We start from the raw sequence: 14,123 nt of genomic DNA on the forward strand, positions 1-14,123 counted from the left end.
TTGAAAAGCTATTTAGCGTGCAAATTAAGGTCAGAAAAATCATCAGCCCTATTCATTTTGTACTATCAACTATGACTAACTTGTAAGCGGAATGCACTCATATAAATAATTATGAGAAAGATTGAGGATCATTTGAATCCAGATTTACATCACCTGCATCCTGCTCAGGAGAATGTATTCTACGAACAATTTCTTTACGAGAATAGCCCAGTACATACCCTGAATTGGTATACATTAATAGAGGAAGATGTTGACATTACCCTCTTACAAAAAGTAGTTGATTTGCTATATCAGCATATCGATATTTTACGTTTACGCATATTCAACAATGCCAATAATGAAGCAGTTCAATACATTCAGGAACAAAGTACGCCCACGTTAATCCATGAATATGATATTTCAAAACTGCCTGACCCTGAAAATCACGCGATTTTGTGGATGAAGCAACAAAACAACACCCTTATAGATTATTTAAATGAAACATCCTATCAATTCACATTAATCCGTCTTGCCAATAAAAAGTATTATTTTCTCACGATATTTCACCACATTTTCATTGACGGCGTCGGATTATATCGCTTTCACGAATATGTTTATAAATTATATACATGCCTTAAGGATGGAACATCCACTACGTGGTTATCGGAAATCCCGCAATATCTCACAGCAGTAAAAAAAGCAAGAACCTATTTAAATGATTTTAATTATGAAGATGATAAAAATTATTGGCTTAATTTTTTAAAGAAACATGAAATACACCAATTAACACCTTATTACCATAATACAGGCTCTGATGATCATACGCTGACATTACCACTCTCCGTTAAAAATGACTTACGTATTTTTTGTCACGAAAACAAAACGAATTTACTTGCCGTCTTTTCTACGCTTGTTTCTATTGTTATCGCTGAATTAACCGGGCAACAAGAGCTGGTTTTCAACACAACAACTCATGGAAGAACAACAAAATCCGAAAAATATGTTGTCGGGATGCAAGCAAATACGTATCCAGTACATTGCCATATTTCACGCACCTCTTCTATTGTTAATCAAATTAAGCAAGTAGAGTCAGCGCTGAAAAACAGCTATCTCCACGGGAGATTTCCCACTTCACATTTTACTCGCCTTGCAAAGCAAGATGGGTTCTCTTTACCCAACATCCTGATTTTATATGATCGTTTTTCAGCATCAGATACTGAAATTAACCAAATTAAACATTTTCATCTAGACACTGAATTTAATATTAATCCCATCTTATTTAGGTTGAAAGATCATGGCTATGATCAAGAATTAAAAATCACTGTCCAATATTTAAAAGCCTATTTTAATGATTCAGAGGTCAATAATATACTTGAACGATTAAATAACCTGATAACGGCGATTATTGACAACCCTGCTATTTTAGTCAGTGAATTACCTATCTTGTTAGAGCAGGAGCGCCATACCCTATTAAATATCTGGAACAAGACCGTTGCCCCTTATCCGCAGGATAAAAACCTGCCACAGTTATTTGAAGCACAGGCAGCGGCACATCCGAATAATATTGCGCTGGTGTTTGAAGACGAAACCCTGACCTATCGCCAGCTTAATGAACGAGCCAACCAACTGGCACGTGTGATCCGTGAACGCTATCAACAACAGCATCATGTACCGATGCCTATGGATACGTTGATCGCGCTCTATCTGGATCGCAGCCCGGAAATGGTCATCAGTATACTGGCAGTACTCAAAGCCGGCGGGGCTTACGTGCCGGTATCACCGGATTATCCGACGGAGCGGGTTCAGTTTATGCTGGACGATACGCAATCACCCTGTGTTATCACTCAGCAAAAGTTTCTGCCCACATTGCAGACTTATACTCAGGCATACGTGACACCACCAGCCCTGATTGCCGCAGATGACAGGAGTGTCACTGAAAACGATTCAACAGAAAATCTGGCATTAGCCGGTCAAGCGTCAAATTTAGCCTATGTTATTTATACTTCCGGCACGACCGGAAAACCCAAAGGGGTCTTGCAGACCCACCATAATGTCAGTCGCTTATTGACTGCCAGTCAAAAAGATTACCAGTTCGATCAGCACGATGTCTGGGTGCTTTTCCATGCGTATACGTTTGATTTCAGTGTGTGGGAATTATGGGGCGCTTTGCTCTATGGCGGACGTTTAATCATCCCTACAGTTGAGTGCACTAAGGATTTTGGCCAATTCAGCCGGTTATGCGCCGAACAGAATGTGACGGTACTGAACCAAACGCCGGGGGCATTTTATGCCTTTATCGACGAAGCAGTCAGCAACGGCACAGCGTTTCCTCATCTTCGCTATGTCATATTTGGTGGCGATAAATTAAATCCGGTGCAATTAACACCCTGGAGGGATCGTTATGGCGATCAAAAACCGGCGCTCATCAATATGTATGGGATCACCGAAACCACCGTCCATGTGACTTACAAAAAATTAACGCAAGGCGATAACAGCGCTGTCTCCCGCATTGGGCGGCCCCTGAGCGACATGTCTGCCTACGTGCTGAACCCTGCTGGACAGCTGGCTCCGATTGGTGCTCCCGGCGAACTTTACATTGGCGGCGCAGGGCTGGCACGGGGTTATTTAAACCGACCGGAATTAACCGCCGAACGTTTTATCGAAAATCCGTTTGCGACAGATAAAGACAAAGAACAGGGTGACACACGTCTGTATAAAACCGGTGATTTAGCCCGCTGGCTTCCCGATGGCGAACTGGAATATCTGGGACGTAATGATTTTCAGGTCAAAATTCGCGGCTACCGCATTGAGCTGGGCGAAATTGAAAGTGCGTTGGTGACACATCCTCAGGTTAAACAGGCGGTAGTCATCGATCGTGACTATCAGGGTAATACCGCTCTGTTCGCCTATCTGGTGATTGAGGGTGAACTTTCTGACGAAGGATTAATCAGCCACTTATCTTCTTACCTGCCCGATTATATGCTGCCCGCCAGCTTTATCCGGATTGAGGCGATCCCGCTAACGCCGAACGGTAAAATCGACCGCAGAGCCTTGCCGGAGCCGGTTTTCGGTCACAAAAAACATTACATCGCGCCGCGCAATGCACTGGAAACCCAGCTATGTGCAATTTGGCAGGATGTTTTAGCACTGGAACAAGTCAGTATTGACGATAACTTTTTCCGTCTCGGCGGCAATTCCCTGACCGCTATTAAACTGATTGCGGCTATTCGCCGTACTTTGTCTACGGATATTTCACTGGCACAACTGTTTGAATTGAAAACCATCGCCGGGTTAGCCACGCAGATGGACACACAAATTCGTACGGTTATCCCGCCGCTGGCACAAGCGCGCTATCCCTTATCCTTTGCGCAGGAACGCATGCTGTTTATCGAACAGTATGAGCAGGGTTCGGATGTCTACCATATTCCGTATCTGGTTGAGTTAGCTCAGGAGGCTTCTCTGCCTTTGCTGGAAGCCGCCATTAACCGATTAGCTGAACGCCATGCGGTGCTGAGAACCGTGTATCGCAGTGATGATCAGGGCCAGCAGTATCAGCAGGCATTGGACACGTATTTCGTGATCCCATCTCAATCCTGTGACGACAGGGAGACATTGCTGGCTAACGTCCGCACCGAGATCGCTACCCCCTTTGATTTAACCACCGAACCCAGCCTGCGCTTGCGGCATTATCAGGTCGTAGACAGTCACTACTTATTACTGTTATGGCACCATATCGCCATGGATGGCTGGTCGATTGATATCTTTATGGCGGAACTGGCGGCGATTTACCACGCGCTGCAAGCAGGTCGTGACAGCCAGCTCCCTGCGCTGGATATCACCTACGGGGATTACGCTGTCTGGCAACGGGATTATTTGCAGGGGGACATCCGTGAACAACAACTGACTTACTGGAAACAGACGCTGGCAGGCTATGAATCGCTGGCACTGCCCACGGATCACCCCAGACCGGCACAAGTCAATTATCAGGGGCAGGATCTCAATTTTGAGCTGGATACCCAACTGTCTGAACAGCTACGGACACTGGCAAGAACGCAGGAAACCACCCTGTATACCGTGTTGCTCAGTGCGTTTTACGTCACGCTGGCGAAATTATCCGGACAGGATGATATTGTTATCGGTACGCCGACGGATAACCGCCATCACGCACAAACCCTGCCCCTGTTAGGCATGTTCGTTAACTCACTGGCCTTAAGGGCACAACTGCAACACACTGATAATGTGACCGCGTTAATTGCACAGACACACACACTGGTGACCGACGCCAAAGCCCATCAGGATATGCCGTTTGAGCAGTTGATTGAAGCCCTGAACATTGAACGGGATACCGCCCGCCATCCACTATTTCAGGTGATGTTCAGTGTGCAGGCTTTTGGTGAAAATCTGTCAGATAATTGCCTGCCATTCAAGCCGGTGGTACTCGATGGATCCTTATATAACCCCGCCAAGTTTGACCTGAGCCTGTTTTTGTCCGATGGCAAAACGGCAATTACCGGTTGCCTGAACTACGCCGTGAGCCTGTTTAATGACACCAGCATCACCCGTCTCGTGGAGAGCTACCAACGGGTTTTGAACGCATTTGTAGCAGACCAGCAACAAACGTTATCGAGCATTGATATTTTATCGGTGCAAGAACGTCATACTCTACTACACCGCTGGAACCAGACTGATGCTCCTTATTCGCAGGATAAAACCCTGCCACAGTTGTTTGAAGCGCAGGTGGCTCAGCGAGCCGATGCTATCGCTGTCATATTTGAAGAACAACGGATCAGTTATGGCGAACTCAACCGGCGCGCCAACCGACTGGCGCATCATCTGATTGCACTGGGCGTTAAACCAGATAATCTCGTCGCGATTTGCCTTGAGCGTAGTTTGGATATGGTGATCGGGATACTGGCTATTCTCAAGGCGGGTGGCGCGTATCTGCCACTCGACCCGGCTTATCCCGCCGAACGATTGGCCTATATGCTGGATGATGCAACGCCGGTAGTCTTACTGACGCAAACCGCACAGGCGGATAAACTGACCACGTCAGCCCCCACCGTGTGGCTGGATAATCCGGCTCCGGACTTTGACACGCAACCGGACACTAATCCGGATGTACAGGCACTGGGGCTGACTGCCCGTCATCTGGCTTACGTGATTTACACCTCCGGCTCCACCGGACAACCCAAAGGCGTGATGGTGGAGCACCGTAATGTCCTGAGTCTGATCATCAACAATGGCTTTGCCAATATTGGCCCGGATGACTGCATTGCCCATTGTGCCAACCCCGCTTTCGATGCCGCCACCTGGGAAATCTGGGCAGGATTAATTCATGGGGGCTGTATTCTCCTCATTCCGGAAAAAACGCTGTTACATCCTGACCGGTTTAGCCAATGCCTGTCATCAGAAGGCGTCAGCGCGCTGTTTCTGACCACCGCGTTATTTAATCAATATGCAGATTTAATCGCTCCCGCATTATCAGGGTTACGTTATGTTTTGTTCGGCGGCGAACTGAGTGATAACCGGGCAGCCATTCGTCTCAGAGCCGCATATGCGCCTACACACCTGCTACATGTTTATGGGCCAACAGAAACGACCACGTTCGCAACCGCCTACGATATCCCCCTGACTGAAAGTGAAGCGGAAAAACTCCCTATCGGGCGGCCAATGAGTAATACTCAAATCTATATTCTCGATAAACAAGGTCAACCCGTTCCACAGGGAGCCGTGGGCGAACTGTATATTGGCGGTGACGGCGTGGCGCGGGGTTATCTTAATCAGCCTGATTTAACGGCCGAACGCTTTCTGACTAACCCCTTCTCCTCAGTGCCGGAAGCGAGAATGTACAAAACCGGCGATTTAGGCCGATGGTTGCCAGATGGCAATATCGAATGTCTTGGACGCAATGATTTTCAGGTGAAAATCCGTGGCTTCCGTATTGAACTGGGGGAAATTGAAAGTGCGCTGACGGCGCATCCACAGGTTAAACAGGCTGTGGTGATTGATTGTGAGCATCATGGGCAAAAGGTGTTGGCGGCCTATCTGGTTGCCGAAGACGCTGTATCTGATGAAATGCTGCTTGCTCACTTATCTGATCGTCTGCCGGACTATATGCTGCCCGCCAGCTTTACCTTTATGGAGACTATACCGCTAACGCTGAACGGCAAAGTGGATCGCAGAGCCTTGCCGGAGCCGGTTTTCGGTGACAGAGAAAATTATGTTGCGCCCCGTAATACGCTGGAAACCCAGCTTTGCGCTATCTGGCAGGATGTGTTAACGCTGGAGCGAGTCAGTATTGACGATAATTTCTTCCGTCTCGGCGGCAATTCCCTGACCGCCATTAAGCTGATTGCGGCTATTCGTCGTACCCTGTCTACGGATATTTCACTGGCACAACTGTTTGAATTGAAAACCATCGCCGGGTTAGCCACGCAGATGGATACACAAATTCGTACGGTTATCCCGCCGCTGGTACAAACGCGCTATCCCTTATCCTTTGCGCAGGAGCGGATGCTATTTATCGAGCAGTATGAGCAAGGTTCGGATGTCTATCATATTCCGTATCTGGTTCAGTTGGCTCAGGATACTTCGCTGCCGGTACTGGAAACCGCCATTAACCGACTGGCTGAACGTCATGCGGTGCTGAGAACCGTGTATCGCAGTGATGATCAAGACCTGATGTATCAGCAGATATTGGATGAGGATTTAGTTATCCCGTCTCAATCCTGTGACGACAGGGAGACATTGCTGGCTAGCGTCCGCACCGAGATCGCCACCCCCTTTGATTTAACCACCGAACCCAGCCTGCGATCGCGGCATTATCAGGTTGCAGACAACCATTACTTATTACTGTTATGGCACCATATCGCAATGGATGGCTGGTCGATCGATATCTTTATGGTGGAACTGGCGGAGGTTTACCACGCGCTGCAAACCGGCCGTGACAGCCAGCTCCCTGCGCTGGATATCACCTACGGAGATTACGCTGTCTGGCAACGGGATTATTTGCAGGGGAACATCTACGAACAACAACTGACTTACTGGCAACAGACGCTGGCCGGTTATGAATCGCTGGCACTGCCCACGGATCACCCCAGACCGGCACAGGTCAATTATCAGGGGCAGGATCTCAATTTTGAGCTGGATACCCAACTGTCTGAACAGCTACGGACACTGGCAAGAACGCAGGAAACCACCCTGTATACCGTGTTGCTCAGTGCGTTTTACGTCACACTGGCAAAATTATCCGGACAAGACGATATTGTTATCGGCACCCCGACCGATAACCGTCACCACGCGCAAACCCTGCCCCTGTTAGGCATGTTCGTTAACTCACTGGCATTAAGAGCACAACTGCAACACACTGATAATGTGACCGCGTTAATTGCACAGACACACACACTGGTAACCGACGCCAAAGCCCATCAGGATATGCCGTTTGAGCAGTTGATTGAAGCCCTGAACATTGAACGAGATACCGCTCGTCATCCACTATTTCAGGTGATGTTCAGCGTACAGGCTTTTGGTGAAAATCTGTCAGATAATTGCCTGCCATTCAAACCGGTGGTACTCGATGGATCCTTATATAACCCCGCCAAGTTTGACCTGAGCCTGTTTTTGTCTGATGGCAAAACGGCGATTACCGGTTGCCTGAACTACGCTCTTAGCCTGTTTAATGACACCAGTATCACCCGTCTCGTGGAGAGCTACCAACGGGTATTGAGCGCGTTTGTAGCAAACCAGCAACAACCGTTGTCCGGCATTAATATTATATCGGCTCAGGAACGTCATACCCTATTAACTATCTGGAACCAGACTGACGCCCCTTATCCGCAGGATAAAACCCTGTCCCAGTTGTTTGAAGCGCAGGCGGCAAGAACACCGGACCATGTTGCACTGGTGTTTGAAGGTGAATCCCTGACCTATCACCAGCTTAATCAGCGCGCCAATCAACTGGCTCATGCCATACGAAAACGTTATCAGCAACAGCATCATCAAACGATGCAAGCTAATACACCGATAGCCCTGTATTTTGACCGCAGTCTGGAAATGGTCATCAGTATGCTGGCGGTGCTGAAAGCCGGGGGCGCTTATGTACCGATATCACCGGAATATCCCACAGAGCGGGTACAGTTTATTCTGACAGACACCGCGACGCCTTGTGTTCTGACCCAACAACACTATCTGAACGCTCTCCGGCCATTGTCTGAGTCATCAATCCTTATCGCAGCAGATAATCAGGCGGACACGGCCAGTCAACCTGTGGAGAACGCTGAATCCATCAGTAAACCGACCGATTTAGCCTATATCATCTATACCTCCGGCACTACCGGCCAGCCGAAAGGGGTCATGATTGAACATAAAAATGTGTCGCATCTGACGGCCGCTCAAAGTGCATTTTTTGATACTGAAAAGACCACTAAAAGTTTAATGTTTGCCGCTTATGTGTTTGATGCTTGTGTTTTCGAACTCTTTCCCGCGTTATTAAATGGTCTGACGCTTTACCTTTGCAATGAAACAGAACGGAATGCGCCTGCCATTGCAGAGTTGATTCAGCGAGAAGGCATTCAAATGGCCATCTTGCCGCCAGCAATACTCAACTTATTGACTGATGTGGAATTACCCTCACTACAGTTATTGGTTACCGCAGGCGAATCCCCCTCGCTGGATTTTATGGATCATTTCAGCCAACACAGCAAGGTGATAAATGCTTACGGCCCGACAGAAATCACCGTTTGTGCGACACAGAAGCGATATCAACATGGGGAGATTGCCACCAATATTGGTCAAGCGATTAATAATGTCAGACTTTACGTACTGGATAGTGATGGAAATCCATCACCTGTCGGTACGCCGGGTGAGTTGTATATTGGTGGCGCGGGTGTCGCGCGGGGTTATTTAAACCGTCCCGAATTAACGGCAGAGTGTTTTGTTACGAATCCTTTTGCAACGACAAACGATACTGTCAAAGGTTACACCCGCCTGTATAAAACCGGCGATTTAGTGCGCTGGTTACCCAACGGCGAACTGGAATATCTGGGACGTAATGATTTTCAGGTCAAAATTCGTGGTTATCGTGTTGAACTGGGAGAAATTGAAAGTGCACTGACGGCGCATCCACAAATTAAACAGGCCGTCGTGATTGACCGTGAACATCTGGGGCATAAAGCATTGGCGGCCTATCTGGTTGCCGAGGACGCTGTATCCGATGAAATGCTGCTTGCTCACTTATCTGCTCGCCTGCCGGACTATATGCTGCCCGCCAGCTTTACCTTTATGGAGGCTATTCCGCTAACGCTGAACGGCAAAGTGGATCGCAGAGCCTTGCCGGAGCCGGTTTTCGGTGACAGAGAAAATTATGTTGCGCCCCGTAATACGCTGGAAACCCAGCTTTGCGCTATCTGGCAGGATGTGTTAACGCTGGAGCGAGTCAGTATTGACGATAACTTCTTCCGTATCGGCGGCAATTCCCTGACCGCCATTAAGCTGATTGCCGCTATTCGTCGTACTTTGTCTACGGATATTTCACTGGCACAACTGTTTGAGCTGAAAACCATCGCCGGGTTAGCCACACAGATGGACACACAAATTCGTACGGTTATCCCACCGCTGGCACAAACGCGCTATCCCTTATCCTTTGCGCAGGAGCGGATGCTGTTTATCGAGCAGTATGAGCAAGGTTCGGATGTCTATCATATTCCGTATCTGGTTCAGTTGGCTCAGGATACGTCACTGCCTGTACTGGAAACCGCCATTAACCGACTGGCTGAACGTCATGCCGTGCTGAGAACCGTGTATCGCAGTAATGATCAGGGCCAGCAGTATCAACAGGTATTAGACGCGCATCTAGTGATCCGGTCTCAGGCCTGTGATAACAAAAATACCTTGTTGGCTAACGTCCGCAGCGAGATAGCCACCTCCTTTGATTTAGCAACCGAACCCAGCCTGCGATTGCGGCATTATCAGGTTGCAGACAACCATTACTTATTACTGTTATGGCACCATATCGCAATGGATGGCTGGTCGATTGATATCTTTATGGCGGAACTGGCGGAGGTTTACCACGCGCTGCGAGCAGGCCGTGACAGCCAGCTCCCTGCGCTGGATATCACCTACGGGGATTACGCTGTCTGGCAACGGGATTATTTGCAGGGGGACATCCGTGAACAACAACTCACTTACTGGAAACAGACGCTGGCCGGTTATGAATCGCTGGCACTGCCCACGGATCACCCCAGACCGGCACAGGTCAATTATCAGGGACGGGATCTCAATTTTGAGCTGGACGCACAGCTATCTGAGCAGCTACGGATACTGGCAAGAACACAGGAAACCACCCTGTATACCGTGCTGCTCAGTGCGTTTTACGTCACGCTGGCAAAATTATCCGGACAGGATGATATCGTTATCGGCACCCCGACCGATAACCGCCACAATACGCAAACCCTGCCCCTGCTGGGGATGTTCGTTAACACACTGGCCTTACGGGTACAACTGCAACACACTGACAGTGTGACTACGTTGATTACACAGGCCCACAAATTGGTTAGCGGTGCCAAAGCCCATCAGGATATGCCATTTGAACAGCTCCTTGATGCACTGAACATTGAGCGGGATACCGCCCGTCATCCACTATTTCAGGTGGTGTTCAGCGTACAGGCTTTCGGTGAAAACTCGTCAGACGGCAATCTGCCATTTAGCCCAGTCGCACGGGATGAATCCTTATACAGCCCGGCCAAATTTGACCTGAGCCTGTTTTTGTCCGATGGCAAAACCGCAATTACCGGTTGCCTGAACTACGCCCTGAGCCTATTTAACGACACCAGCATCACCCGTATCGTGGAGAGTTACCAACGGGTTTTGAACGCATTTGTCGCTGACCGGCAACAACCGTTGTCCGGCATTGATATTTTATCGATACAGGAACGTCATACCCTATTAACTATCTGGAACCAGACTGACGCCCCTTATCCGCAGGATAAAACCCTGCCACAATTATTTGAAGCGCAGGCGGCAAGGACGCCGGATCATGTTGCACTGGTGTTTGAAGGCAAAACCCTGACCTATCACCAGCTTAATCAACGCGCCAATCAGTTGGCCCACGTCATACGCGAACGTTATCAGCAACAGCATCATCAAACGATGCAGGCTGACACACCGATAGTCTTGTATGTTGACCGCAGCCCGGAAATGATAATCAGTATTCTGGCGATTCTGAAAGCCGGGGGCGCTTATGTACCTGTTTCGCCGGAATACCCGACAGAGCGGGTACAGTTTATTCTGACAGACACCGCAACTCCTTGTATTCTGACGCAACAGCACTATCTGACCACGCTCCGGCCACTGGCTGGATCCTCAATCCTTATTGCCGCAGATAATCAGGCAGACACCGTCAGCCAGCCGGTGGAAAACCCTGACTCCATCAATAAACCGACCGATTTGGCTTATATCATCTATACCTCTGGCACCACCGGCCAGCCGAAAGGCGTGATGGTTGAACATAAAAACGTGGCCCACTTGGTGACAGCACAAACCACATTTTGGGATATCGGAAAGACAACAAAATGCTTAATGTTTATCACCTATGTATTTGATGCTTCTGTTTCCGAATTATTCCCCGCGTTATTGGGTGGCATGACCCTTTACCTTTGCAGTGAAGCCGAACGAAATGCCCCTGCCATTGCGCAACTCATTCAACGGGAAGGTATTGAAATGGCGACCTTGTCGCCGGCAATACTGAAATTGCTGGTTGATACAGAATTACCCTCCCTGCGGTTATTGGTCACAGGAGGCGAATCCCCCTCACTCGATTTTATGGATCATTTCAGTCAATACAGTAGCGTGGTAAATGCTTACGGCCCGACAGAAATTACCGTTTGTGCAACACAGAAGCGATACCAAAGTGGCGATCTTGTTACCAATATTGGTCAGGCCATTAATAACGTTCGTCTTTACGTACTGGATCGTTCCGGTAATCCTGTACCTGTCGGCACGCCGGGGGAACTGTATATTGGCGGTGCTGGTGTCGCACGGGGTTATTTAAATCGCCCTGAATTAACGGCGGAGCGCTTTGTTGCTAACCCTTTTGCAACCGCAAACGATACGGTTAAAGGTTACACGCGTCTGTATAAAACCGGTGATTTAGTACGCTGGTTACCCGATGGTGAACTGGAATATCTGGGGCGTAATGATTTTCAGGTCAAAATTCGCGGCTTCCGTATTGAACTGGGGGAAATTGAAAATGCGCTGACAGCGCATCCACAAATTAAACATGCAGTAGTGATAGATTATGAGCATCATGGCCATAAAGTATTGGCGGCCTATCTGGTTGCCGAGGGTACTGTCTCCGATGACATGCTGCTGACGCACTTATCTGCTCGCCTGCCGGACTATATGCTGCCCGCCAGCTTTACCTTTATGGAGGCTATTCCGCTAACGCTGAACGGCAAAGTGAACCGCAGAGCCTTGCCGGAGCCGGTTTTCGGTGACAGAGAAAATTATGTTGCGCCCCGTAATACCTTAGAAACCCAGCTTTGTGCTATCTGGCAGGCGGTTTTAGGACTGGAGCAGATAAGCATCCACGATAATTTCTTCCGCATTGGTGGTGACTCCATTATTAGTCTCCAGTTGGTGTCCAAGCTGCGTCAGGCCGGTTTTTCGCTTCAGGTGAAAACCATTTTTGAGGCACCGACCGTGGCACAATTAGCGGTATTACTGATGCAAACAGCGTCTACTGCCGAAATCTTTGCCGAACAAGGGTTATTAAACGGAGAGTTTGCTTTACTGCCTGTTCAGCAAACCTTCTTTGACTGGCAGTTAGCTCAGCCCCATCACTGGAATCAGGCCTTTATGATTCAGATCCCCGGCGATATCCAAATCATACAGATTGAACAAGCGCTGGCTACATTAACTGAGCGGCACGATATGCTGCGCTGTCGTTTTTTCGTTACTGAAAACGGCTATCGCCAGTGTTATTCTGCGGATATTCCGTCTTCACAACCGCGGTTAAAACACCGTGATATCCGTCAGTGCAATCAGGAAGAACTCCACCAGCAACTGACCCAGTGGCAAAGTGGGTTCAATTATCACAACGGGCCACTCTGGCAGGCCGCTCATCTGACTGGCTATGCTGATGGCAGTACCCGGTTATTCCTCGCTTTCCATCACCTGATTATCGATGCGGTGTCCTGGCGGATTATTGCGGAAGATATGCGTCTGCTATTACAGGGAATGCCCCTGCCTGCGAAAACCAGCAGTTATCGCCAATGGGTGACCGCTGTGCAGCAGTATGCCCGGCAGCATCAACATGAAGTGCCTTACTGGCAACAAGTACTGGCAGGCAATAACAGCAAACCTACATTGGATAATCTCACACACCATCAGCTGGAAATATCGGCAGAAATGACCGATATCCTGCTGCATGAAGCTAACGCAGGTTTTCACACCGAAATTAATGACTTGTTGTTGAGTGCGTTGACCGTGGCCTTGCAGGATACCTTCGACAAATCTGTCAACCCTATCCTTCTGGAAGGACACGGGCGGGAATCTATTGATAACACAATAGATATTTCCGAAACTGTTGGCTGGTTTACTACGATGTACCCGGTTCGTCTGGAAAATCAGGCGAATATAACCGACACCCTTATCCACACCAAAGAGATGCTGCGCACTGTGCCAAACAAAGGTATTGGTTACGGTGCATTACAACAGGCGGGTTATCTGACCGATGATTTGCCTGCTATCAGTTTCAACTATCTTGGACAGTTAGGCAGTGCCAGCCGTCAGGACTGGTCAATCACCAATGATGATTGCGGAACGATGATAGCCAGCGAAAACGGCGGTCATTTTCTGTTAGGAATTAATGGCTCCGTTCAGGCCGGAAAACTGCGGTTTTATGTCGATTCCCGCCTGCCACAGACTAAGACAGCCCTGTTTACCCGGGCATTTGAGCAGGCACTCAATCACATCATCACCACAGCGCAAAAACAGTCACGAACGGGAGAAATAATGACTCCCAGTGATTACGGTATCAAGGGTGTTTCGCTGGAGCAATTCAACCAGATAACTCACCATTTTGAACATACCAATCATGTCAGTTCACCCCACGACTCCGAAAATGAAACTACTTTGGATTTATAGAA

Annotated in this window: 1 protein-coding gene; it reads left to right on the forward strand. The window is 48.6% G+C overall.

Going from position 1 to position 14,123, the window contains the following annotated elements:
• Positions 1-111: 111 nt before the first annotated feature.
• The gene (locus AAC855_RS15310; protein WP_422824396.1) at positions 112-14,121 is read left to right on the forward strand and encodes an amino acid adenylation domain-containing protein; all 14,010 of its coding nucleotides are present in this window, start codon (positions 112-114) and stop codon (positions 14,119-14,121) included.
• Positions 14,122-14,123: the final 2 nt, after the last annotated feature.

Source organism: Xenorhabdus bharatensis, assembly GCF_037996705.1.
GTDB classification, from domain to species: Bacteria; Pseudomonadota; Gammaproteobacteria; order Enterobacterales; family Enterobacteriaceae; genus Xenorhabdus; species Xenorhabdus bharatensis.